Raw genomic sequence first — 22,811 nt, 5'->3', positions numbered from 1 at the left:
CTGCCGCCCGCCGCCTCGCGAGCGGAATATTCCGTGCCGTCCCGGCGCCGGAGGTGCAGACTCGCCCCATGGCGGACATGAAGGCGTTCCGGGACGCGGTCGACGCGTGGGCGAGTGGCGGCTTTGACGGCGCCGGCGCAGCGGCGGGTGATCTGGCCGCGCGACTCGGGGTGCGGACCGTGGTGTTGCTGGAGGGGCCGAGCGACTTCGAGGCGGTGGAGGCGCTGGCCGAACGGCGGGGCCGCGACCTGGCCGCCGAGGGCGTGTGCGTGCTGCCGATGGGCGGCGCGATGAGCATCGGCCGCTACGCGTCCCTCCTCGGCCCGCCCGGACTCGGCCTGCGCCTGACGGGCCTGTGCGACGTGAACGAACAGGGCTTCTACGAAAGGGGTTTGGAGCGGGCGGGCGCGCCGCACGACGGCTTCTTCGTGTGTGACGCGGACCTGGAGGAGGAGCTCATCCGCGCGCTGGGCACGGAGTCGGTCGAGGAGATCGTCCGGGTGGAGGGCGACCTGCGGGCGTGGCAGACGTTCGTACGCCAGCCCGCACAACACGGCCGCCCCCGGGAACAGCAGCTGCGGCGCTTCCTGGGCACGAAGAAGGGCCGCAAGATCCGCTACGGCCGCCTCCTGGTGGAGGCACTGGCCCCGGAGCAGGCACCCGCTCCCCTCGACGACCTCCTCACGAGCGTGTGAGGGCGCCGACGAAGTCACGTACCACTCGGTGGTCGCGTTACGGAGCGTCCAGCAGATCGGTGACGAACTTGCGCAGCAGGCCTGCCCGTACGGGCAGCACGCCGTGGATGACCTGGGAGCCGTAGGCGACACCCGTACCCACTGCCGCGTCGGTGATCCAGCGGGTGCGCTGTGCCGCTCGCAGCCAGGCGGGTTCGCTGTCGTGCACGTGCGTGTCCGGAGAGGACGCGTGCGGGAGCCGCTGGGTGAGCGGGGTGCCGGGCAGGAAGCCTTCCGCTTCACCGACCACCTCGCCGGTCCAGACGCTGTTGCTGGAAGTCGTCTCGATGTAGAACTCGCCGCCCAGCTCCGCGTTTTGGAGGACGACGCCGAGGCGTCCCAGACGGCGGGGCGCGGTGCCGGGCGCGGGGATCCCGTCGAGATGGGTGGGCACCGCCGCGCCGGGCGCAAGCTCGGTATAACCCCACGGCGCTGCGGTTCTGATGGAAGGCATCGACTGGCGGATCGCCGGCAGGGCCCGCTCGGTGGCGAATCCGAGGATCTCCTGGGCCGCAGCGGGCGCGGGGAGCACCTCGGCCTGGAATCGCGGGGTCCAACCGGTGTTGCGCTGCTCGACGTCCATGATCTTGCGGAGCTGGGAGAGTTCGTCGGGGGTCAGGAACTCCTCGACGGTCTGCAGAGCCAGGGTCTCACTGATGTGGATCACGGTTGCCTCCGGAGCCTTCGGGAACGGCGCTGCGGGGTGGTCCTCCGTTCACCGTCGAGGAGGCGTCGGGGCCCGTCCAGGGTGCAGGGGGGGGCGGACGGGGCTCGCCTACGGAAGCCGGGCCGGCGCCGGTCGGGCCACCGTGGACACGGCCGTACGCGGAGACGCCCCGGGCCGCACCGCCTGCTGACCGCCCTCAGGCCCGCATGCCCATGATGAGGCTGCCGGGGCCGTCGACCTCCGCGTCCGTGTAGAAGCCGACGACGGCTTCCTGCCACTCGTCCACGGACACGTGCTCGTCCCCGTCACGGTCCAGCGCGTGGAAGGCGGCGGTGGCCGACTCGTCCGACATCCCGACAGCTGCCTGAGATTGCCTGAACTCCTCCAGGCTGACGACACCGTCGCCGTCGCTGTCCACCAGGGCGACATGCGCCTCGACCGACGGCCGCACCAGTTCGTCGAGCACCCCTGCCTCGCGTGCCCGCACGAGGGCGTCGACGAAGTCCTGCTCGGTGATCTTCCCGTGCTCGTCGACACCCGCCAGCTCGGCGAGGCGATCCCAGTACGCCCGTGCCCCTCGCATCACGGCGGTGCCTCGCGGCGAGTCAGGGGTTTCGCCCATGCCGGCCAGCAGTTTCTCGGCCCGGCTGGTCACATCCCGGAGCTCCAGCACTCCATCGCCGTCGGTGTCCTGGGTGGAGAAGCGGTGGGCGTACCTGGTCCGCAGGGTGGCGTCGGTCATCGGCTGCAGCCTCCTGAAGTGCTCGTGGGGTCACTGATCATCCGGAGCGTAGACCGCTCGGTTACTGAACGTCACGAAGGCGCGGCCCAGCCCGGAGACGGGACCAGGGGATGGCTCAGTCGGCCTGCTCGTTCGCCTCCTTGGGCAGGCAGAACATCAGGGCCCACATCAGGGCGAGGAGGCCACCGACCCACCACAGCACCGTGATGAACGCGTCGCGGTTGAGCGCGGCGTCGGGTGAGCCGCCGGTGGTGGCGAAGAACACCACGGCGGTCAGCGCGGTGCCGAGGGCGATGCCCAGATGCATGACGGTGTTGAACAGGCCCGAGGCCGATCCGGCGTCCGCGTGCGGGATCCGGGCCAGCGACATGTCGGCGAGCGGACCGCTGACCATGCCGAGGCCGAACCCGATCAGTACCACCGGAGCGGTCATCGCCAATAGGGTCAACTCCGCCCCACCCGCACCGGCCTGGATCCCGTAGGCAGCCATCGAAGCGAGCGTGACGAGGACTCCGACCTGGGGCAACCGGCGGGCGAAGCGTCCGCCGCTCTTCGCCGTGACCGTCGCGCCGACCAGTTCGCCGAGGGAGAGCAGTACGAAGGCCAGGGCCGCGTGGAAGGGGGTCATGCCCAGTCCGTGCTGGAGGTAGAGCGTCCAGGTCATGAAGAACAGCCCGCACAGCAGGCCGTGCATCAGTTGCGCGGCCATGCCGCCGGAGAACTGCCGACTCCGGAAGGGGGACAGGGCCACGAGGGGCGCGTGGCCCTGCTTGCGCTGTTGCTGACGCAGGAAGGCACCGAGGACGAGAACGCCCGCGGCGAGCATCGCGAAGCACCACAGCGGCCAGTGGCGCAGGTGCCCCTCGGTGAGGGGGAAGACGATCAGGACGATGGCCGGCGCGGACAGCAGCATGCCGATGAGGTCCAGCCGGTCGGCCTTCTGCACGGTCGACTCGGGGATGAATCTGCGGCCCAGGAGAAGGACGGTGAGGCCGACGGGCACGTTGACCAGGAAGATCGGCCGCCACGACTGCCCGAACAGATCCGCCTCGGTCAGCAGGCCGCCCATCACCGGGCCGAGGACGTTGGCGAGGGACATGACGGCTCCGTACAGACCGAAGACCTTGCTGCGGTTCTGCCCCTCGAAGGTGACATGGAGGGTGGCCAGGATCTGCGGAATCATCAAGGCCACGCCCACGCCCTGGACTGCGCGGGCACCGATCAGCACGCCCGGGCCGGCGGCGAGGCCGCACAGCAGCGAGGCCGCGGTGAACACGACGGTGCCGATGAGCAGGATCCTGCGCCGGCCGTAGAGGTCGCCGAGGCGGCCGCCGGTGATGAGCCCGACGGCGATGGGCAGTGAATAGCCGGTGGTCAGCCACTGCACCGCGTCCGGTCCAGCGCCGGTCGACTCCTGGATGGCGGGCAGGGCGGTGAGGACGACCGACTGGTCGATCATGTCCATCAGTTCGGCCCCGAGCAGCACCAGGAGGGCGATCCAGGCAGCCAGGCCCATCTTCGACAAACCAGGCGCTGGGCGGGTTGGGGACTGGGTCGGGCACTGGGTGGTGTGCTGCGGCTCGTGGTCGAGCGCGGAGGAAGACACGACGGGACTCCTGATCCATGGGAGAGAGGAATCGGGAGAGCCCTGCAGACAGCCACACGGGGGCCGGACAACACGAAACCCGGGGCAGACGGCAGAGCTGCACCCGGGAAAAAGACAGAAAACTGCGGGGGGGGGGTGACGCAACTCAGGCCAGCGCGACGTCCGCCCCCGGACGCGTGCGACAACACAGCACGCGGGGAACGCGGACGACTACATGGCCTGGTTAATAGGTCGTCACCTCAAGATCGATACAGAAGGAACAGGAGCCTCGGCCGTCGAGGTCTCCGACGCCGAAGCCTGATTACTCTATGACACCACAAGGCTCCTTCGCACGTCAGAATGCGAAGGACCGCAGCTGGAGGTGCGCGGGGTGGGCGAGATGTGGACCGGCGTGAGGGAACGCGTGCTCGCGCTTCGGTACGCGCCGAACCGGCGAGCGGTGTTCGGCGCGTACTTCAAGGAGTCCGGGCACGAGTTCGAGCTCCGGCCGGTCCTGACCGAGGAGCAGGTGGACGCCGTGGAGCGGCAGCGCGGAGTGCGCTTTCCCGCGGAGTACCGGAGCTTTCTGCTTGAGGTGGGGGCGGGCGGTGCGGGCCCGGACTACGGGCTGTTCCCGATCGAGCCGCCTGAGCCCGGCGAGGCCGCGGCCGCCCCGTCCTCCGCGCCGCCGTTCCGCCCCGAGGCCACGGCTGAGTGGGAGGAGCACCAGGCGGCGGAGCCCTACCGGTCGGCCTACGGCGACTCCGCCGAGGACGATGAGCGGTTCCGCGCCGCCCACGCCGCCTGGGACGAGCGCGACGACGAGCTCCTCGAATCATTGGCCGACGGCGCGCTCTACGTGACCGATCAGGGGTGCGCCTATTACACGCTGCTGGTGTTGACCGGTCCCGAGCGCGGCACGATGTGGCAGGACGTCCGCGCGGCGGCGGAGGGCATGATCCCGTTCCAGTTCCTCGACAGCACGGACCGGGTCACCTTCGCCCGGTGGTACCTCTACTGGCTGACCCGCGCGGAACGGCTGGCGTGGCAGGAGCCGGACAGCGCGGGGAAAACCGGGTCCTAGCCCTTCACCGCTTGTCGTCCTCCTTGCTGGTGACGATTCCGTAGGCCCAGTCGTCGTCGGTGTCCGCTTCGAGGGTGAGGGGCAGGACGCCCCGCACGCCACGGAAGCGGATCTTCACGACGACGTACTTCTTCGGGTCCACGGCGAAGTCGGCGGTCATCGGCCGCTGCGCCGCGTCACCCCACTTCGCCACCCACTTCTCCGCGGCCTTCTCGGCGTCCTCGCCGTCGTACGACAGCTTCGCCAGCCCTTCTTCGTCGTGCCGCTGGATGCGTACGAGGGCCTTCTCGACCAGGGCCAGGGTCTCCGAGGAGGGTTGCCCGGTCACGGAGAGGTCGAGGTCGGCTCTGCCGTCCTTGACGTGCGGGGGCGTGTGGTCGGTCGTGCACGCCCCGAGCAGGAGCGCCGTTGTCGCGACCACGGTGGCACGTGCGACCGCGGCGGCAAGCGGACGGCCCCGCCCCCGCCCGTATCGGCTTCCGCGTCTCAACTGCGCCTCCCGGGCCTGATGATGCTCACGGCCGTGATCTTCTTGGGCTTGAGCCACTGGCTGAGCGTGGTGTGGTTCTTGCTGCCGTGCTGGGTGATGGAGATCTTGCCTCGGCTGCCACCGGTGACGACACCAGCATGATTCCACTGCCGGTCCTTCTTGTAGTACGCGAAGATCACGTCACCAGGACGGACGTCGTAACGGGAGATCTCGCGGCCGCCCCGATGGTTCTTGAGGTGTTGGCGGAGGTTGGCGGCCCCGGCCCAGGTGTAGCTGTCGAGGCGCTTGCGGCCGATGTTGTTGCGGAACCAGCGCGAGAGGTTCTTGCGGCCACCCTTGCGCTGCTTCATCTTGCCGCCGTGGTGCAGGGCCTTGGACACGAAGTTCGTGCAGTCCTGCCCGTACTCCCACTTGATGCCGACGTGGCGCTTGGCCCAGCTCGCGGTGCCGCTGCCCTTGGGGGCGGCGGCGCGCAGCATCGGCGAACCGGTCGCCGGTGCGGACTCCTCGGGCAGCATGCCGTCGGCGTCCAGTTCGACCAGCGGGGCCTCCTGCCCGCCCTCGGTGACCTCGTCGATGCTGTCCTCGGCCGGTGGCGCGACCGTCGCGGACTTCGCGGCGTCGGCGGTCGTGGGCAGCGTCACCTCGACGCCCGCGTCGTCCGCCTCCATGCGCAGGACACCGCGTGTGAAGACGTAGCGGCCCGCGAGTTCGCCCTCCTCCTGCTCCTCGGTGCCGTCCTTGTCGGTCAGCACGCTCTGCTCGGTGAGTCGGCCGCGTACGACGACGGAGCCGTCGGGCCCTACTTCGCTTCGTCGGCCACGGCCACCGGCTTGACGGCGGCGGAGGTGGCGGCGGGGGAGGTGCCGTACTTGGTGGCGGCGGTGAGGGTCACCGTGTGGTCGGCGCCGTTGGTGAGGTCCGGTACGACGAGCCGGGTGTCCTCGGTGGTGGTGCGGGTGACCTCGGTGTCCCCCTTGCGTACGACCACGGTGTACTTCAGCGCCTCGGAAGCGTCGGCCCCGCCGGTCTCGTCGGCCGCCTCGCTCGTGCCGGTCGCGGCGCCGGGGTCGGCCGGGGCGTTCCAGGTGACCAGGAGGCCCCCGTCACCCGGCACGGCACGGACACTGGTGGGTGCGCCGGGTGCCCCGGCGGCGATGTACTTGACCACCAGCTTGGGGCGCTTGGCCGGGTCGGTGGCGCGCGAGGAGTGGTAGCCGACGCCGGGTGCGGCGGTCTTCTCGTCGCCGAGCTGCAGGCTGAGACCGTGATTGTCGTCGGGAGACAGCCAACCGTCCACGAGCGGGGCGATGTTGAGGTCTCCGATCGGTGCCGGAAGCTCGTCGTCGGCCTCGAACACCTCGTCACCGGCCGCCGCCATCAGCGCCTGACCGTCCTGCTCGGGTGACCAGGACTCGGCGAGGTCGCGCGCGGTCGCGGCCGGTTCCTCGCACCCGTCGGCGGCGTCGGTGCCCGCCGGGCAGTCGGCGCGGTGCAGCTCCAGCCGCGCGTCGGTGATCCTCGCGCCGGAGGGAACGGCCGAGAGGTCCGCCTTGAACCAGGCGCGCCAGGCCGTGGAGCCCGGCGTGCCGACCCGCAGCAACTCGTCCTCGACGGCGGCGCAGGCCGCACCGTCGCAGTCCTTGGCACCCACGGGGGCGCCGGCGTCGGAGAGTGCGCCGCCGGAGATCTCGACCGTACGGGTCGCCGGGTCGGGGGCCTCCTTGGGGGCCTTCGCAGTGAAGGACCGCCTCTGCGTCCACTTCGAGCAGGCCTCCACACCGCAGGCACGCATCGCCCAGCGGTAGGTGGAGCCTGCCGTGAGCGTGTCCTCGGGGATCATCGTGGCAACCCGGCTGCCGCTGTCCGCGTCGGCGGGAACCAGCGGTACGTCCGCCATCGCCACCCCCTCCGCGTCGAACAGGGCGAACTCACCGTGCACGCGCTCCTGGGAGGCGGAGGTCAGCACGCCGGAGAGCATCGGCGTGGGCGTGTCCGTCGCGCCTTCCTGCAGTGCTTCGGGGACGTCGGGGACGGGCACGACAGAGGGCTTGGCACCGACGCCGAACTGGAACGCGGCCGTGCCGGAGAGCAGCCCCGCCGAGTCGACGGTGCGGACGTGCAGCGTGTGCCAGCCCTTGGCCACCTTGACCTTCACGGTCTGCGGCTTGCCGCCCGTACCCGCGGAGTCGTCGACGGACTTCGGAGTCCGTGCGTCGTCCAAGCCCCACAGGAAGCCGCGGCCGTCCGAAGAAGCAGTGGTGAAGGTGCACTCGACCTCGCCGGCCGGCTTGTCCGTCCACTGCTCGGCGGCGAATCCTTCACAGCGGACCGCCGGCGTTGCGGGCTTGCTGACGTTGACACGGAACCGCAGATAGCCGCTCCAGGCGCCGTAGGCGGAGCCGTCGTGGGCGCGCGAGCGCACGCGGTAGCCGAAGGAGCCCAGCTTCTTGTCCGCCGGAACGGCCAGCTTGGCGATGCCGCCCGAGGCGACACCGGCACTCGTGCCGGTCCAGAGGTAGTCGCCCGCATCGTCGAACGCCGGGTCGGCGCTGACCTCGAACTGCGCCTTGACCGTACCGCCGTCGGGATCGGCGACCTTGGCCGAGAGAGTCGGGGTGAGCGAGGTGGCGTAGGTGCGCTTGTTGTACGAGTTGTACGCCGAGGGGGACAAGGCCACCGAACTCGGCGCGCTCGGCGGATTGTTGTACGTGACCGAGAGAACGGGCACGTGGGCGGCGGCGTTGCGTGAGGCGAACCGCTTCCAGGCGTAGGAGTCCTTCTCGTCCTGCGCACGCAGGCCCAGCGTGTTCTCGTTGTGCGGGTTGGCCGCCCACGCCTGCGCCAGTGACCTGACGTCGGCGCTCACCCAGCCCTCGGCACAGCCGGCGCCACCCTTGGTCTGGGTCGAAGTGGCCCACTTGCGGTGCCAGGTGGGCTGCGCGGTCCATCGGCTCGCGGTGCCCGCGGCGGAGGTGTCCCACACCTCCCAGGCGGTTTCCTTGCACGACCAGGAGTGGTGGTTCCACAGTTTCAGCGTGGCCGCCTTGATCTCGCGGCCCTTCACCGGCTTGTTGTCGAACCTGAGGAAGGAACGCGCCACCCGGCCCGCGCCGTTGTTGCCGAGCTTGAGTTCCTTGGAGGCCGACTGGTCGGTGTTGTAGCCCTCCTGGACGAACGTGGTGAACGTGGTCAGCAGGTTCACCGACGGGTCGACGGTCACCGGGAACGTCGTCTTCGGGTCGGTGAGGAACGCGGCGTTCGGGGTGAGCGTCAGGTCGACCCGGTCGCCGTCCTGCGCGACCGCCATGGCGACGGGTGCGCGGTGGGTGTGTTCGCCGGAGCGCTCGTCGTACCTGGAGTCCCACATGACCGGGGCCGGCAGCGTCCCCGCGGTCCTTCCTGCCGCGTCGGTGAACGACACCCCTCCGCCGGGCTCCGCCTTGGCGGTCAGCCCCTTGGCGGTGAGCGTCATTCGCAGCGTGCCCGCCTCGGCCACGGCCTTCGGGGAGTTCAGGACCACGGATTGCTCGAAGCCGGTCCTGGTGGTGTCCACGACGAGGTCCGCGTGCGGCAAGGCGTCACGGTAGGTGGCCTTGGTGCCGTCGATGCGCGGCGCGGGCAGCGCGCCGCGCCAGCCCAGCTCGACCCGCTGCCCCTTCTCCGTGGTCAGCGAGACCAGGGACGTCGCGGCGGGGACGGCCTCGGCGGCGCGCAGGCGGCGGGTGGCGGCGGTGTCCTTGCGCTCGGGCGTCGCCCCTGCCAGCGTCAGCCCGAGCGGGTGCGCCTTGGGCCCGACCCGGCCGTTGGCCAGCTTGGCCAGGCCGATGTCCACGGGGGTCCAGTCCCCGTCATCGCCGCGGAACCGCACCGGCCCCGCGGCCTGGTCCTCGGTGAGCGTCCCGTCGGGATTGGCCCACACGGTCCTGGTCTCGGTGCGCTCCCCGACGACCTCGACGCGCTTGTCCGCGAGGCGGGCCCGAAGGATGGCGGCGGTGGCGTCGTCCCCGGCCGCCGGTTGGGCCACGGCGCCCACACGCGCGGTGGCAGCGGCCTTGACGGCGGCGAGACCCGATACGGCGGCCTCCGCGACCAGTAGTCCGGACAGCGCGAGGCATGTGGTCAACACACGCCCGGATCTGCGCTTGCGACGTGTCGTCACAAGTTCCCCTCCCAGTAAAAACAAGATCAAGAGGAGGGAAAGTTAGCCCGAGAGTTTCGTGAATCAGGGGGCCGTAAGCACTGAAACGGACGGGCTGAAGGTCCTGAAGCGGACAGTGGGATGGTGTTGTGCGTCACGGTGAAGGGCCCTGCGCCTTTGGAGCCCGCCATGGAGCGGCACAGCGTGGTCGCGGTGATGTGCAGCCGGAACTCACGGGCCGAGTGGTACCCGCAGAAGTACGGGATGCCCGCGTGGCTGCCCCCATGCCTATCCTCAGTTCGGACAGGTAAAAGCACAGGCGCAGGAGGTATCGCGGCATGTCACCGTCCATACTCACCGTCGGACTTGATCCCACGCTGGTGGCCGACGCGCCCTGGTCGCGGGCGGCATTCCCCGATCTCGACGTCGAAGTGGTCCGGGTCGGGGTGGCCGCCGAGCGGGCCCGGCTCCAGGAGCTCGGCTTCACCGTCGACCTCTGCCTGCTCGACTACGGTCATACGGCCGAGGCGGTCTACCGCGCCGCGCTGTCCGCGAAGGAGTACGACCTCGTGGTGATCGGCGCCGGCATCCGGCTGGACCCGGTGCTGACCCCGCTTCTCGAAGTCCTGGTCGACGCCACCCGCGAACTGGCACCCGACGCCAAGCTCTGTTTCAACGTGAGTCCGACGACGACCGTCGAGGCCGTCCAGCGGTGGTGGCCCGAACGCAGGCCACTGGTCACGGGATCAACGCCTCCTCTGTGACAGGAGATGACAACGCTGCCGCCCGCGCGGATCTCATCAACTGGCATCTGCGCAGGTGACAGAAGCTCAGCTCCAAGGGCAGCCGTCTGACGTGGAGTTTTCGTCAGGCACGGGTCTCAGTGGGGCTTTCTCAGTGGGGCTTCGCTCACGCCATGCCCCACCACGGGATCACATGCCCCACGACGGGATCAGACGGTGAGGACGAGCTTGCCTTGGAGGTGACCGCTCTCGAGCAGCCGGTGCGCGTCGGCGACGCGCTCGAACGGGAAGGTGTCCTGCACGTGGACCCGAAGCCTGCCCTGTTCGACGAGTTCGACGAGACCTCGCAGGCCGACGGGATCGGGGTCGACCGCGATGCCGCTGAAGCGCATGCCGGCCGACTCGAACTTCGTGATGAGCCTCGCATCTTCCTCGGCGACCGCCGTCACCAGGTGACCGCCTGGGCGGAGCACTTCGAGCGACCGCTCGACGGTGTCGCCGCCGATCGTGTCGAGCACGACGTCGATGTCGCGGACCGCCTCGGTGAAGTCGACCGCCGTGTAGTCGATCACCTCGTCGGCGCCGACCCCTTCGACGAACTCCCGCTTGCTCCCACTCGCCGTAGTGACCACGTGCGCGCCGAGCGCTTTCGCGATCTGGATCGCGACGTGGCCGATCCCGCCGCCACCTCCATGGACCAGGACGCGGTCGCCCTTGGTCACGCCGCCGAGGTCGACGAGGCCCTGCCACGCCGTCAGCCCGACGAGCGGCAGCGCCGACGCCTCGACGTGCGAGAGCGACGCCGGCTTGCGCGCCAGGTGCAACGCCGGCGCCGACACGACCTCGGCGTACGCGTTCGCCGCCCGCGGGAACAGCGGCATCCCGAACACCTCGTCGCCGGGCCTGAACCGCCACGTCTGCGGCCCTTCCTCGACCACACCGCTGATGTCCCAGCCGAGGACGAACGGTGGCCGGCCGAGCAGCGGGAACTCGCCGGCGCGCAGGCGCGGTTCCAGCGGGTTCAGCCCGATCGCCTTGACGCGGACGAGAACCTCGGTCGGGAGGGGCTGAGGCTCGGGCGCCTCCACGATGGTGAGCACCTCGGGACAGCCGAGCGTCTGCTGGGTGATGACTCGCATGGCTCGCATGACTCTCCTGGCTCTGGAGGGGGAGAGAAGCCAGGCTATGTTTCCGATAGGAACCATCAGGTACCTGTGGCGCAGGTACCTTCGGCGCCATGAGCGGTTTCGGTCCCGGTGATCCCTTTCTCGCCGACTGCCCGGCGCGTCTGGCGGTGGAGCTGATCGCCGACAAGTGGACGGTGGTCGTGCTCTACGGCCTCAGCAAGGGCCCGGTGCGCCATGGCGATCTGATCGAGCTGATCGGCGGCATCTCCCGCAAGATGCTGACCCAGACGCTCCGACGGCTCGAGGCGCACGGACTCATCCACCGCCACGCCTACGCCGAGGCGCCACCCCGCGTCGAGTACGAGCTCACCCCGCTCGGAGCGACGCTGATCGACCCGATCCACATGCTGACCGAGTGGGCGAGGGCGAACGGCGACGCAGTGCTCGATGCGCTCGACGCCGATCCCGAGCCGGTCGCCCATTGCGACTGAGAAGCCGTGTCACATCTTCGCTGTGAGTAGTTCCTGCTCGTCAGAACGGGCTGCTCCTGAGCTTTCCAAGAATAGCCCGCAGGTTGCCACGTGGTCACTTAGAGATTCGCGTACTCCCGGTGGTCCCCCGCTTCTCCATCGATCAGCTCTCTCACGATGTCTAGGTGCCCCGCGTGTCGGGCCGTCTCTTCCAGCATGTGAATGAGCACCCAGCGCATCGTCACCTGGCGCCCGCCCCAGGCCGTGCCCGTTTCCTCGAGTCCGGTCTCGGCGATCGCATGGTCGGCCGCAGAGCGGGCACGCCTATAGAACGCGACGATGCGCTCGGCGGTCTCGTCATCGGCGACTGTCATGTCTTCCGATTCCGGGTCGAACCACAGTGGTTCTGTCTCGCGTCCGAATGTCTCGCAGAACCAGCCGTACTCCACTGCCGCCAGATGCTTCACCAAGCCGAGAAGGCTCGTTCCTGAGGGGGTCATCGGTCGCCGGGCCTGTTCCTCATCCAGCCCTTCCAGCTTCCACAGGACAACGTCCCGGTGCCGGTGGAGGGCAACGTGCAGGCTTTCCTTCTCGCCTCCTTGCTGAGGGACGTGCCTGGTTGCCGTGCTGACCTCTGGATCCATCCGCGCGCCTCCCTGTCCGAATCTGCTCCTGTCGTGCGGAACGTAACAGCGGCCACTGACAATGCGGCCAGTCGGTCAGCGATCATCACGTCAACAGGGCTGGCAAGTGGTGCAGGCTGGACCTCCGGGACGCGCTGATGCGGAGGCTGGCTGTGTAGTCCGACCGGTCACAGGGGTGCCTGGGCGAGCCGGACGGTCCAGGGATGGAGACGGACCCGTAGGGGTGAGGCCGGTGGGGGTGGCGGGAGCTTAGGCTCACGCCAGGTAGCCACGGGTTTGGTGAGGCGGCGGGTCATCAAGGCCATGAGGCGCCAAGCTAGGTGCGCTTCTGCATGTTGAGGCAGCGTTTCGTAGTCGCGGCAGTTGCAGCGGGATCTCATGATCCACGAAATGGATCTTTCAACCACCCGGCGCTTGGGTAACAAGACGAAGCCTTTGGTCTTGGGCCGGTTGACGGCCTTGAGGGTGAGATGGAGCCGGTCCTTGGCCCAGGTGACGAGCTCACCGCCGTATGCGGAGTCGGCCCAGACGAGGATGACTTCGGAGGGGGCCAGACGAAGTCGGAAGAGGAAGTCGCGGGCCGCATGGGCGTCGTGGACGTTAGTGGGGGTGACCATCATCATCACCGGCAGGCCGCGCGTGTCCACGCACAGGTGGCGCTTCCTGCCCGTCGCCTTCTTCCCCGCGTCGTAACCCGACGTCGTTCTGGGAACGGTGGTGCCGGCCTTACGGGTCTGAGAGTCGACCACCACGGTCACTGACCGTGGATTCTTGCTCTCCCGCAGGCGGACTTGTTCGTGCAGCTCGGTGCAGATCCGGGCGGTGACCCCGGCCGCGTGCCACTTCTGAAACCACCGGTAGGCCGTGCGCCAAGGCACGGCGTAGTCGAAGGGGACCGCACGCCACTGGCAGCCAGTCCGATTGACGTAGCGGATCGCATTGATCACAGCGCGCCGGTTGTGCTTCTCCGGCCTTCCGCCGGTCGGCAGGGTGCAGGATGGTGGCGGGAGCAGGGGCTCGATGAGCAGCCACTCCGCATCACTCATGTCGGACGGATAGCTGTGTTCTCGCACGTCAGTTGAGTCCTATCGTTCCCTGCGGATGAGAACTTCGAGGGTGGCCTTGACCCCGCCGAGCTGTTCCAGGACCAGGCGGACCCACTCGTCCGTCGGCTCGCGCTTGGCGTGCGGGGCGATGATGCCGGTGATGACATTGGTGATCCGGTGGAGTTCGGTGGTGAAGATCGCCCGTTCGTAGGCCACCCAGACCTCCGGGTCCTCCGACAGCTGGAACCCTTCGGAGCGCGAGTGCGTCACCGGCGGGAGTCCTTCCTTGGCGGCGACCTTGCGCAGGAACTTGATACCGGCCCAGACCTGGGAGGGTGTGCGCTTGGCCGATCGGCACAATTGGGCCAGGCTGACCCCCGCCGGCCGGGCCTCTCTCAGCGCCTTGCGTACCGCCTCACCATGGTTATGGGCGGGCATTCCCCGCCCCCTAGCTACTGGCCTCGAAACAGTTGAGCGAGGGCCTCGTCCAAATCAGTGCGGCCGGCTGTGACCGCGGTCTCGATCCAGTCGTCCGTCGCCAGCAGCTTCTCCAGGGTGGTTCCGACCTGCGCGTGCTGGCGCTCGTTGAACTCCTGCCCGCGCAGCTTGGGCACCAGCCGGGCGGCGCCGGCGATGAAGCCCTGGCAGACGGCCAGCAGATCGGCGAACTCCACCTGCCGGTGCCACCCGTGCACGATCGTGGCCGGGTCGTGGAACCCGTTCGTCCTCACCGCCGTCTTCGCCGTCGCGGGGTAGACGTCGCGGAATTCCTCGTCGAGGTCGTCGTCTTCGTCGGCCTGCTCGAACTGGATCTCGTTGACCATGTAGCGGTCGTCAGCGTCCCGGCATGGCCACGAAGGCCACCTCGTGGCGCTTGAGCAGGGCAGCCACAACTTGGCAGGCCGCCGCCTCGTCCTGAACGAGGTCGGCGGCGGCTTCGACCTTCTCCTGCACGGTGATGGGCGTGGAGGTCTTCCAGCCCACCGCGCGTTTCGCGGCGTCGCCGTCCCAGGCCCGGCGCCCGGTGCGCTCGTTCAGCGGCGGGTGCGCGATCACCTTGAACGGGTCCTCGGCCGAGGCAAGGATCTTGTGGACCTCCCAGGAGACCCCGGCCACCCACTGCTCGGCGGGACACTTCGCGGCGGCCCAGCGGTAGGTCCGCACCGTCGCCGCCGACGGACCCACGTCTTCCGCGAAGCACTTCAGGGCTTCCTCCACGCTCTGTCCCTCGTCGGGAACCCGCAGATGACCACCCCAACCGCGCAGCGGTTCGATCTCCAGCGCGGCATCACCGACGGCCCACTGGACGCTGGAGTGGACTTCAACTTGGCGGAGCGAAGAGGCCACCAACTCGTGGTAGCGGCTTACGGCAACGTTCCCGATCTCGGGCACGGCGGATCACCACCCACGGGCGGGACGAAGATGCGGCACATCGCCGACGACACGAACTCCGTCCCGCCATTACTGGCACGGTCCGCTCCAGCTAGTCCAGATCACCAGCAACGACCGGAGAACGCCCCACCGGACACATGATCCGCCTCCCAGGCAACAGTCCGCACCTGCCTCCCCAACGACCGAACCCGACCGATACCTCAACTTCCGTCACTCCAGTGGATGTGACACGGCTTCTGAGGCTCCCGAGAGGGCACTGGGTATCCTCTCGGTCGCTACTCGGTAACGGCCCGGCCGCGCTCGGTCAGCAGGCTCTCGATGCGTTGGGCGTTGGATGATCTGTCACATCGGGGGTCCTGACGACGACCACGAGCGACACGGTGGCGCCGGTGTCGGTGTCCCGGATCCTCGGTCCGCCGGTAGCGGCGACCCCCTCAGTCCTCGGCAGTCGGTTTGTACGCTCCGAGGCTTCGCGGGGACCGTTGGCCTCGGTCTCATGAACGTCCAGGTTGTAGCTGGTCAGAACTGCCATTGCTGTGCCGAACTCTTGCTCAGACAGTGCGCCAGACAGGGCCAGTAGGTGGTCTGCGGGCGGGCCGGCGAGGGGGCCGGAGAGCGAAGTCGGTGACGCCGTAGGTCTCCAGTACGGCATCCATGATCAGCACGCCTCCAGTGGCGCCCTTCCTTTCCGGCGATGGGCACCCAGCGGATCGCGCTGGACTATCGGCAGTGCGGCGGACAGATGTAGCCCACCCCTCGTCACCTTGCTCGCCGCCGACCTAGGGACTGCTCGATGGTCGTGTGAGGCCCGGATTGGCGCTACTGGTCGGCGGCGCAGACGGTAACTCGCTCAACCCTCCCTCCGCACTGCGGAGTCAGCCGAGCTGATGACCCTTCACATGGCTCGCCGTGTGGACTGCAGGACCGCTGTCAGGAAACGCCGCACCGTCTCCAGCTCATCTGCGTCGAAGCCCTCGGCGATGGTGGTCACTTCGCTGATCACCGGCCCGAAGAAGGCCCAGCCGAGTTCATGTGCCTTCTCCTCCACGGTCAGGAGCACGCGGCGCCGGTCGGCGGTATCCCTGGTGCGCCGGATCAGCGCGAGTCGCTCCAGGCGGTCGATGAGGGCGGTGGTTCCGGCGGAGTTGAGGCTCAGTTGCTCGCCGAGCCAGCCGGGGGTGGCGCGGACGCCCTGCCGGGTGGCGTCGAGCAGGTGGATCAGTGCGCGTACGTCGGTGGTGTGCAGGTCATGGCGGGCGGCGAACTCGGTGCCGAGCAGGTCGAATTCCACCGTCACCGCGCGCAGCAGGTGCACTAGCCCCATGGCGGGGTTCTGATCGTCGTTCACGCACACTCCTTGGGTTCCATGCATATTATCTCGCTCAGCAAGATTCTCGTTGAGCGAGGGGAAGGTCTGTGCCGGTGTCCGCTTTCGACCGTGCCTATGAGGACCTGCGCGCCCGGTGGCCCGCCACGACCCAGGAGCGGGATGTCGACACTCTGTACGGACCCACCCGGGTGCACGTGTACGGACCCGAGAACGGCCAGCCCCTGGTGCTGCTGCCCGGTGGATCGGCCACCGGCCTGGTCTGGTTCGCCAACGTGCCCGCCCTCGGCGAGCGCTACCGGGTGTACGCCGTCGACCTCCTGGGGGACGCCGGCCGCACCCGACACCAGGGCGTCGCACTGAGGAGCGCCGCCGACCTGACGGCTTGGCTGGACGCACTCCTGGACCAACTCGGCCTCGACCGCACCCACCTGTGCGGCCACTCCTACGGCGCCTGGTTGGCCGCCACGTACGCCCTGCACGCACCGCAGCGCACCGACCGCCTCGCCCTCATCGACCCCACCCAGGTTTTCGCCGGCTTCCGCCCCGGCTACCTGCTGCGCGCCCTGCCCACCCTCATCCGCCCCAGTGAGTCCCGCGCCCGGGCCTTCTTGGCCTGGGAAACGAGCGGTGCCTCGCTGGACGAGACCTGGCAGCGCCTTTACGCGGCGGCCGGCACCGTCCCCGGCCGCAAAATCGTCACTGGCGGTCGCCCCAACACCGCCCACCTGCGCATGCCGGTGCTGGTTCTGCTCGCTCAGCTCAGCCGCACCCACCACGCCGACCGGGTGGCGGCCAGGGCCCGCCGCGAACTCCCACAGGCCGAGGTGCACGTGCTCGGCGGCGCCACCCACCACTCCCTGCCTTCCACCGCACCGGACGAGTTGAACTCCCGGTTGCTGACCTTCCTGCAGTGACGAAAAGGCCGCCGACCCATCCGGGCAGAGTCCCAGCCGAGGGCTCACTAGACCGCACAGCTAAACAATCCGGCCCGCCTCCAAGACGAGAGACGGGCCGGGCAACAGGGCCCGCAGCCAGGGTGCGTCGTAGGTAGAAAGACACCACAGGGAGCGTTCCTGAGGAGTTGTGCGCCGAGTGCGCGGAGCTGAGTGCGAGCGGCCGGAACTGGGGCAGCCCCGGGGGTCGCCGAGTTGCTGCTTGGGCACGGCAAGCGCAGGAGGGAACCGAGATCTCACCTGCCCGTCGCGTATACACGTGACCACGTGCAGCGTCCGCGGGCAGCACGGCCCATGCGTGGGGTGCCGGTGGCCGCCGCCGGTCATGCAACGGAGCGGCGCAGACCGGTCTGCAGGGAGGGAAGGACACGTGGACGAGGAGCAGATACGCGCGAAATTCGACGGCCGGGGCCGCATCGACTTCGTCGTGCATCGCCCATCGCAACATCAGCGAGACAGGATCGAGGAGATCGCACACGCACTCGGCTACCGGCTGCGCGGGACACAGAACCTGGGTTACGGCCGGGTCCGGTTCGACGCCGAACGTGATGACGGCCCGCAGGCTCGTCGCCGCGCCGACCTGTCAATGGAGCGGTTGCGCGCGGGAGGGCCGCTGCTGCCGGCCACGCAGCCGCCCGCGCCGCCACCGCCGGGTGAACCGCCCGCTACCCCGATGCCACGGCCTGCCCGACATCCACAGCGCCTGCCCTCAAAACCTCCACCCCCACCTCCACTGGCCCGTCCAGCCGTCCCCAGGACGCCACCACGACCGCACTACCCTCCAGCGCCGCCGCTGCCTCCGGTCGCCCCAGCGGCACCGGAGAATCCCCGTGACACGCGCCCCCAGAACTGAAGGGAGGGCCGGCCTCCGCGTGACCCCTCGGCGCCGCTCCGTTTGGTCCTGGGGCTGACCTCCCCGGCCCATTTATTGGTTCTCGCCTCGATCGTGATCACGGCCGGTGGCAGTCCGAGTTCTCCGACAGCGACGGTGAGCACGACCATTACGTGCAGGTCCACTGCGAGCTCAGATACGGACTCGCACCCACCCTGTAGGCCCTCGGCAGCTTCGACTCGTGGTTCTTCCACGATGCCGGAGACGATCTCGGAGAGTGGGCTCAAGAACTGACCGAGCGAGCAGCTTGGGTAACGATCCACCAACTCAAACCGACCGACATCGGGGACGGGTGCCCAGTCCCACGTAGCCCCACAACGCCTCGCTCCGGACGACTGGCTGCAGTGAGTGAGACGCGATGGTGCCCCACCCCTCCCGGGCGGCTCAAGGTGGCGTGCGCCCCGCTCAACGCCGGATGAGACCGAGGGCCGTGGCCGTGGCGACGGCGGCGGTGCGGGAGTCGACGTCTAGTTTCGCGTACATGCGGGCGAGGTGGGATTTGACCGTGCCCTCGGTCAGGTGGAGGCGTGCGCCGATGGCCTGGTTGGACAGGCCCTCGGCGACCAGGGTGAGAACTTCGGTCTCGCGCCGAGTCAGGGCGGCGCCGGGAGAGCGGAGCCGGTTCATCAGCCGGTCGGCGACGGTGGGCGCGAGGGTGGTGCGGCCTGCCGCCGCCGTACGTACGGCAGCGGCCAGTTCCTCGGGCGGGGCGTCCTTGAGGAGATAACCCGTGGCGCCGGCCTCGATGGAGGGCAGGGTGTCGGCATCGGAGTCGTAAGTCGTGACGATCAGTACGCGGGGGGCTCCGGGCCGCGCGGTGATCCGGGCGGTGGCCTCGGCGCCGCCCATGCCCTTGCCGAACTGCAGGTCCATCAGGACGACGTCGATGTCACCTTCGGCGGCGCGGCTGACGGCGTCCTCGGCGGTGGCGGCTTCGGCCACGACGACGAGGCCGGGCTCGGTTTCCAGCACGGCGCGCAGTCCGGCCCGTACGACCGGGTGGTCGTCGGCCAGGAGCAGACGGATGGGTGCGTCGTCGGTCACGGGCGCTCCTCGGGCTCGGTGCCGGCCTGGGGGGTGCAGGGCAACTGGACGGCCAGGGCGGTGCCGTGGCCGGGGTCGGACTCGACGGTGAGGGTGCCGCCGAGGGCCTGGGCGCGGGCGCGCATCGCGGCCAGCCCGAAGCCGCCGGTCTCGGGGTCGGGGGTGGGCAGGAGGGCCGGGTCGAAGCCTCGTCCGTCGTCGACGACATCGAGGGCGACGTACTCGTCGAGACAGCCGAGAGTGACTGCGACGGCGGTGGCCCCTGCGTGCTGGACGGTGTTCGCCAGGGCGGACTGGGCGATGCGCAGCAGTGCGACCTCGTGCGCTGTGGGGAGCGGGGCGGGGGCGCCGGTGAGACGGAAGCGTGCGGTGATCCCGTGCCGGGCGGACGTGGTGGAGCACAGGCGCTCCAGGGCGCGGGCCAGGGTGGTGCCTTCCAGCGTGGGCGGGGTGAGGGCGGCGACGAAGCGGCGGGCCTCGGCGAGGTTGTCGACGGCGGCCTGCCGGGCCTGGCCGACGTAGCGGGCCGCGTTCTCCGGGGCGTGGGGCAGTGCTCGATCGGCGGCGCGCAGCAGCAACTGGATGCTGGCCAGGCCCTGCGCGGTGGTGTCGTGGATTTCGCGCGCCAGACGGTCGCGTTCGGCCAGTACGCCCGCGGTGTGCTGGGCGGCGGCCAGGTCGGCGCGGGTGGCGGTGAGTTCCTCGATCAGTCGGCGGCGGTGTTCGCTCTCCCGGTACAGGGCCTGATAGCCCCACACCACCGCGACGGCCACGGCGGCGCCGAGGGCGGGGCCGATGGCCATGGCGGGGCTGAAGGAGTGCTGGTGGGCGGCGAAGCCCGCGATGGCCGCGGCGGCGGTGACGGCCACGGCTGCCAGTGCGGTGCGGCGGGGCAGCAGGTGCAGCTGGAGGAAGTAGAGCGGGAAGGCCACCCACACCGCGTCGGGGGACAGGGCCAGCAGCACCAGCCAGCAGGCGCCCACCATGCCCAGCCACAGTCCGGCGGCCCGCTGTGAGCGGCGTACGGGCGGCAGCGTGGGCCCGGCCGCGTACACCAGAACGCACACGGCTGCCGTGGCGATGATCCATCCGGCGTGGGGGTGGTCGTCGGCCCCGGCTTGGCCGGTGGCCACGGTTTGGTCGGCTGCCGGGGCTCGGGCGACGGCCAGGGCCAGCAGGCCGATGATCAGCAGGTGCAGGCACCAGGCCAGGGTCCGCGTGGTCGGGGTCAGGGCGGGGCGGCGTTGTTCACAGTGCGTCCCAGGTTACGAAAGCCGACGCCGGCGGCGCCTCCATCGAAAGTTAGCAACCGGGTTCCGCCCTTCGGCCCGCCAAGAGCTCTCCTGCGCCAGACGCGCGCACGCGGGGCCGGCGGCGACGGTGGAGGCATACCGCTCACCGCTTCCCACCGCCGGAAAGGACAGGCCGAGGCCGTGTTCGTCGCCTGGAGAGACCTGAAGTTCGCCAAGGGGCGCTTCGCCCTGATGGGGGCCGTCATCGTGCTGATCACCCTGTTGGTCGGGCTGCTGTCCGGGCTGACGGCCGGACTGGGCCGGCAGAACATCTCCGCGATCACGTCCCTGCCCGCCGACAAGATCGCCTTCCAGGATCCTGGCGGCGGTCAGGACCTGTCGTACTCCCGTTCCACCGTCACGCAGGCGCAGTGGAGGAAGTGGTCCGAAGCGCCCGGTGTCGAAAGCGCTGAACCACTGGGGATCACCACGACCAGGGCCACCGCGACGGACACGAGCATCGGGGTCTCGGTCTTCGGCGTCGAGCCCGGCTCCCGCCTCGCCCCGGACAGCGACAGGATCACCAACGGTACGGCGGTGCTGTCCACCACGGCCGCCGACGACCTCGGCGTACAGGCCGGAGACTCCCTCACCCTGGCGGGCCGGCGACTGACGGTGGCCGCCGTCCGGGGCGATGCCCACTACAGCCACACCCCGGTGATCTGGACCAGTCTGGACACCTGGCGCGAGACCGCCCCACCCGTCGGCAACGACGACGGTCCGACCGCGACCGCGACCGCGACCGCGACCGTCATCGCCTTGAGCACCACCTCCGAAGCCGATACGGCGGTCACTGACCACCGGGCCGGCACCAAGACGGTCTCCATCGACGACTCGCTGTCCGCGATCGGCTCCTACGCCTCCGAGAACGGCTCCCTGCAACTGATGCGCGGCTTCCTCTTCGCCATCTCCGCCCTGGTCATCGGGGCGTTCTTCACCGTCTGGACCATTCAGCGCAGCGGTGACGTCGCCGTCCTCAAGGCCCTCGGCGCCTCTACCGCCAACTTGCTTGCGGACGCGCTCGGCCAGGCGGTCGTCCTGCTCGTCGGCGGCACCCTGATCGGCACGGGCATCGCCGCGGCTTTCGGCGCACTCGTATCCGGCTCCGCAGTGCCGTTCCTCCTGACCCCCGCCACCGTCCTGGTCCCGGCCGCGGTGATCATCCTTCTCGGCGCGCTCGGGGCCGCCCTGTCCATCCGTCGCATCACCTCCGTCGACCCGCTGACCGCTCTGGGGAGCGCCCGATGAGCCTGAACCTGACCGGCATCACCCTCACCTACCCCGACGGCGAAACCCGTCTGACCGCTCTCGACCAGGTCACTCTGGAGGTTGCCAAGGGCAGCCTGACGGCTGTGGTGGGCCCCTCCGGTTCCGGAAAGTCCAGCCTCCTCGCGGTGGCCGCCACCCTGATCAGCCCCGACACCGGCACCGTCACCATCGACGGTCAGCGCACCACCGGGCTCGCCCGCGGCGAACTGACCGAGCTGCGCCGCCACAAGATCGGCATCGTCTTCCAGCAGCCCAACCTGCTTCCCTCCCTCACCGCCGCCGAACAACTTCAGGTCATGGCCCAGATCGACGGCCGTAAACCCCGCTCCGCCCGCACCCGCGCGATGGAACTCCTGGACGCGGTCGGCCTCGCCGATCAGGCCCATCGCCGCCCCCACCAGCTCTCCGGCGGCCAGCGCCAGCGCGTCAACATCGCTCGCGCTCTGATGAACGACCCCACCGTCCTCCTGATCGACGAGCCCACCAGCGCCCTCGACCACGAACGCGGCGCCGCGGTCCTGGACCTCATCACCCGCCTGACCCGCCAGCGGGCCACCGCAACGGTCCTGGTCACCCACGACCGCGCCCACCTCACGGCGGTCGACCAGGTCGCGGAGGTCCATGACGGACGGTTGGGCATTCCGTCCAGGAACGGGTGAGGGCCCGCTCGCGGTGGCCGGCACGCCCGTGAGATCAGCCGGTGGCCGCCCCCGCTCTCCCCGGAGCTCTCACCAACCGGCGGCAGCAGGATGCGGTGCGACTGCGGCGTCGGCGCTGATGACCACGGCGCCAGTGAGCTTGTCGGCGAATGTCTGCGCCTTGGGGTCCCAGCTCGCCCACAGCCAACCCAGGCACAGCGCCGGGAAGTTGAGGAACTGGCAGAGTCGGCGGGCGAAGGCCAGGGGCCCGCCGGGCGGGTGCCCGTCAGACGCTCGGACAACGACAATGCCGAGGACTGTTTTGCCCGCACTCTGCCCGGTACGGCCCTCACGGACCGCTTGCACGATGCAGGCGCCGATCATGTAGGCGATGCCCAACCAGCTCACGTAAAGGGCCGGGCCCTCACCGGTGTTGCCATCTCCGATCTCGTCAGCGGCCTGCATGAGCAGCCACAGCGGCCCGAAGTTGATCACGCAGTCCAGGAGGAACGCTCCTGCCCGCTGACC

Annotated in this window: 22 protein-coding genes and 1 pseudogene; 7 read left to right on the top strand and 16 right to left on the bottom strand. The window is 69.6% G+C overall.

The features are described from left to right. The first annotated feature begins 68 nt into the window (after window positions 1-68). Window positions 69-695 (top strand): TOPRIM nucleotidyl transferase/hydrolase domain-containing protein, encoded by a 627-nt coding sequence (locus ACZ6CV_RS28640; protein WP_469253607.1) that lies wholly within the window; start codon window positions 69-71, stop codon window positions 693-695. A 37-nt stretch (window positions 696-732) separates the two neighbouring features. Here ACZ6CV_RS28640 and ACZ6CV_RS28635 read toward each other — a convergent pair whose 3' ends face one another. From ACZ6CV_RS28635 to ACZ6CV_RS28625, 3 genes are all read right to left on the bottom strand, one after another. Further along, window positions 733-1,401, bottom strand: a complete 669-nt coding sequence (locus ACZ6CV_RS28635) for a hypothetical protein (protein WP_469253605.1) — start codon at window positions 1,399-1,401, stop codon at window positions 733-735. Between the two features lie 196 nt (window positions 1,402-1,597). Beyond that, window positions 1,598-2,143 (bottom strand): EF-hand domain-containing protein, encoded by a 546-nt coding sequence (locus ACZ6CV_RS28630; RefSeq protein ID WP_469253604.1) that lies wholly within the window; start codon window positions 2,141-2,143, stop codon window positions 1,598-1,600. Window positions 2,144-2,258: 115 nt separating this feature from the next. Next, window positions 2,259-3,749, bottom strand: a complete 1,491-nt coding sequence (locus ACZ6CV_RS28625) for an MFS transporter (RefSeq protein ID WP_469253602.1) — start codon at window positions 3,747-3,749, stop codon at window positions 2,259-2,261. Between the two features lie 379 nt (window positions 3,750-4,128). Between ACZ6CV_RS28625 and ACZ6CV_RS28620 the strand changes: the two genes are divergently transcribed. Next, window positions 4,129-4,812 carry an SMI1/KNR4 family protein gene (locus tag ACZ6CV_RS28620; RefSeq protein ID WP_469253942.1) on the top strand — a complete coding sequence of 228 codons (684 nt, stop codon included), beginning with the start codon at window positions 4,129-4,131 and terminating at the stop codon, window positions 4,810-4,812. A 4-nt stretch (window positions 4,813-4,816) separates the two neighbouring features. On the opposite strand, the gene ACZ6CV_RS28615 is transcribed toward ACZ6CV_RS28620, so the two are convergent. The 3 genes from ACZ6CV_RS28615 to ACZ6CV_RS28605 all read right to left on the bottom strand — a co-directional run bounded on the left by ACZ6CV_RS28615 (window position 4,817) and on the right by ACZ6CV_RS28605 (window position 9,431). Further along, the gene (locus ACZ6CV_RS28615; protein WP_469253600.1) at window positions 4,817-5,233 is read right to left on the bottom strand and encodes a hypothetical protein; all 417 of its coding nucleotides are present in this window, start codon (window positions 5,231-5,233) and stop codon (window positions 4,817-4,819) included. 65 nt (window positions 5,234-5,298) lie between these two features. Then, a complete protein-coding gene (locus ACZ6CV_RS28610) occupies window positions 5,299-6,057 on the bottom strand; it encodes an amidase domain-containing protein (RefSeq protein WP_469253598.1) in 759 nt (252 codons plus the stop codon). A 47-nt stretch (window positions 6,058-6,104) separates the two neighbouring features. After that, window positions 6,105-9,431 (bottom strand): DNRLRE domain-containing protein, encoded by a 3,327-nt coding sequence (locus tag ACZ6CV_RS28605; protein WP_469253597.1) that lies wholly within the window; start codon window positions 9,429-9,431, stop codon window positions 6,105-6,107. A gap of 350 nt (window positions 9,432-9,781) precedes the next feature. Between ACZ6CV_RS28605 and ACZ6CV_RS28600 the strand changes: the two genes are divergently transcribed. Next, window positions 9,782-10,207, top strand: coding sequence for a hypothetical protein (locus ACZ6CV_RS28600; protein ID WP_469253595.1), 426 nt, complete (start codon window positions 9,782-9,784; stop codon window positions 10,205-10,207). Window positions 10,208-10,395: 188 nt separating this feature from the next. Here the strand turns inward: ACZ6CV_RS28600 and ACZ6CV_RS28595 are convergent, their stop codons facing one another. After that, complete coding sequence (locus tag ACZ6CV_RS28595; protein ID WP_469253940.1) at window positions 10,396-11,325, bottom strand: NADP-dependent oxidoreductase; 930 nt, start codon at window positions 11,323-11,325, stop codon at window positions 10,396-10,398. A 98-nt stretch (window positions 11,326-11,423) separates the two neighbouring features. Between ACZ6CV_RS28595 and ACZ6CV_RS28590 the strand changes: the two genes are divergently transcribed. Continuing rightward, window positions 11,424-11,804 (top strand): winged helix-turn-helix transcriptional regulator, encoded by a 381-nt coding sequence (locus ACZ6CV_RS28590; RefSeq protein WP_469253594.1) that lies wholly within the window; start codon window positions 11,424-11,426, stop codon window positions 11,802-11,804. 98 nt (window positions 11,805-11,902) lie between these two features. Here ACZ6CV_RS28590 and ACZ6CV_RS28585 read toward each other — a convergent pair whose 3' ends face one another. From ACZ6CV_RS28585 to ACZ6CV_RS28560, 6 genes are all read right to left on the bottom strand, one after another. After that, window positions 11,903-12,427, bottom strand: coding sequence for a DinB family protein (locus ACZ6CV_RS28585; protein WP_469253592.1), 525 nt, complete (start codon window positions 12,425-12,427; stop codon window positions 11,903-11,905). 167 nt (window positions 12,428-12,594) lie between these two features. Further along, complete coding sequence (locus ACZ6CV_RS28580) at window positions 12,595-13,500, bottom strand: IS5 family transposase (RefSeq protein WP_469253590.1); 906 nt, start codon at window positions 13,498-13,500, stop codon at window positions 12,595-12,597. 12 nt (window positions 13,501-13,512) lie between these two features. Then, window positions 13,513-13,833 (bottom strand): hypothetical protein, encoded by a 321-nt coding sequence (locus ACZ6CV_RS28575; RefSeq protein ID WP_469253588.1) that lies wholly within the window; start codon window positions 13,831-13,833, stop codon window positions 13,513-13,515. A 92-nt stretch (window positions 13,834-13,925) separates the two neighbouring features. Then, window positions 13,926-14,297, bottom strand: a complete 372-nt coding sequence (locus ACZ6CV_RS28570; RefSeq protein WP_469253586.1) for a DUF6192 family protein — start codon at window positions 14,295-14,297, stop codon at window positions 13,926-13,928. A 10-nt stretch (window positions 14,298-14,307) separates the two neighbouring features. Beyond that, a complete protein-coding gene (locus tag ACZ6CV_RS28565) occupies window positions 14,308-14,820 on the bottom strand; it encodes a DUF6192 family protein (protein WP_469253584.1) in 513 nt (170 codons plus the stop codon). 940 nt (window positions 14,821-15,760) lie between these two features. Next, the gene (locus tag ACZ6CV_RS28560) at window positions 15,761-16,189 is read right to left on the bottom strand and encodes a MarR family transcriptional regulator (RefSeq protein WP_469253938.1); all 429 of its coding nucleotides are present in this window, start codon (window positions 16,187-16,189) and stop codon (window positions 15,761-15,763) included. Window positions 16,190-16,281: 92 nt separating this feature from the next. Between ACZ6CV_RS28560 and ACZ6CV_RS28555 the strand changes: the two genes are divergently transcribed. Beyond that, window positions 16,282-17,109 carry an alpha/beta fold hydrolase gene (locus ACZ6CV_RS28555; protein ID WP_469253582.1) on the top strand — a complete coding sequence of 276 codons (828 nt, stop codon included), beginning with the start codon at window positions 16,282-16,284 and terminating at the stop codon, window positions 17,107-17,109. Window positions 17,110-18,445: 1,336 nt separating this feature from the next. Here the strand turns inward: ACZ6CV_RS28555 and ACZ6CV_RS28550 are convergent. Together ACZ6CV_RS28550 and ACZ6CV_RS28545 are read right to left on the bottom strand one after the other, a co-directional pair. Beyond that, window positions 18,446-19,084 (bottom strand): response regulator, encoded by a 639-nt coding sequence (locus ACZ6CV_RS28550; RefSeq protein ID WP_469253580.1) that lies wholly within the window; start codon window positions 19,082-19,084, stop codon window positions 18,446-18,448. Further along, a complete protein-coding gene (locus ACZ6CV_RS28545; protein ID WP_469253937.1) occupies window positions 19,081-20,316 on the bottom strand; it encodes a sensor histidine kinase in 1,236 nt (411 codons plus the stop codon). Before ACZ6CV_RS28545 ends, ACZ6CV_RS28550 begins: the two co-directional genes overlap by 4 nt. Window positions 20,317-20,517: 201 nt before the next feature. On the opposite strand from ACZ6CV_RS28545, the gene ACZ6CV_RS28540 reads away from it, so the two are divergent. Both ACZ6CV_RS28540 and ACZ6CV_RS28535 read left to right on the top strand, forming a co-directional pair. Continuing rightward, a complete protein-coding gene (locus tag ACZ6CV_RS28540; protein WP_469253579.1) occupies window positions 20,518-21,624 on the top strand; it encodes an ABC transporter permease in 1,107 nt (368 codons plus the stop codon). After that, window positions 21,621-22,304: an ABC transporter ATP-binding protein gene (locus ACZ6CV_RS28535; protein ID WP_469253578.1), complete on the top strand. Its 684-nt coding sequence runs from the start codon at window positions 21,621-21,623 to the stop codon at window positions 22,302-22,304. The genes ACZ6CV_RS28540 and ACZ6CV_RS28535 overlap by 4 nt, the downstream gene beginning before the upstream one ends. A 69-nt stretch (window positions 22,305-22,373) precedes the next feature. Here the strand turns inward: ACZ6CV_RS28535 and ACZ6CV_RS28530 are convergent. Then, window positions 22,374-22,811: pseudogene (locus ACZ6CV_RS28530) on the bottom strand (RDD family protein); the annotation flags it as partial.

The sequence above is a fragment of the Streptomyces sp. NPDC041713 genome (assembly GCF_055591085.1).
Note: the sequence above shows the minus strand (reverse complement) of the source record. Positions and strands in the feature narration are given on the sequence as shown.

Bases quoted from the DNA above. Each gene is read 5' to 3' on its own strand.
- ACZ6CV_RS28640 (WP_469253607.1), top strand. From the start codon at position 69: ATGGCGGACATGAAGGCGTTCCGGGACGCGGTCGACGCGTGGGCGAGT.
- ACZ6CV_RS28630 (WP_469253604.1), bottom strand. From the start codon at position 2,143: ATGACCGACGCCACCCTGCGGACCAGGTACGCCCACCGCTTCTCCACC.
- ACZ6CV_RS28620 (WP_469253942.1), top strand. From the start codon at position 4,129: ATGTGGACCGGCGTGAGGGAACGCGTGCTCGCGCTTCGGTACGCGCCG.
- ACZ6CV_RS28600 (WP_469253595.1), top strand. From the start codon at position 9,782: ATGTCACCGTCCATACTCACCGTCGGACTTGATCCCACGCTGGTGGCC.
- ACZ6CV_RS28595 (WP_469253940.1), bottom strand. From the start codon at position 11,325: ATGCGAGTCATCACCCAGCAGACGCTCGGCTGTCCCGAGGTGCTCACC.
- ACZ6CV_RS28590 (WP_469253594.1), top strand. From the start codon at position 11,424: ATGAGCGGTTTCGGTCCCGGTGATCCCTTTCTCGCCGACTGCCCGGCG.
- ACZ6CV_RS28585 (WP_469253592.1), bottom strand. From the start codon at position 12,427: ATGGATCCAGAGGTCAGCACGGCAACCAGGCACGTCCCTCAGCAAGGA.
- ACZ6CV_RS28570 (WP_469253586.1), bottom strand. From the start codon at position 14,297: ATGGTCAACGAGATCCAGTTCGAGCAGGCCGACGAAGACGACGACCTC.
- ACZ6CV_RS28560 (WP_469253938.1), bottom strand. From the start codon at position 16,189: ATGGGGCTAGTGCACCTGCTGCGCGCGGTGACGGTGGAATTCGACCTG.
- ACZ6CV_RS28535 (WP_469253578.1), top strand. From the start codon at position 21,621: ATGAGCCTGAACCTGACCGGCATCACCCTCACCTACCCCGACGGCGAA.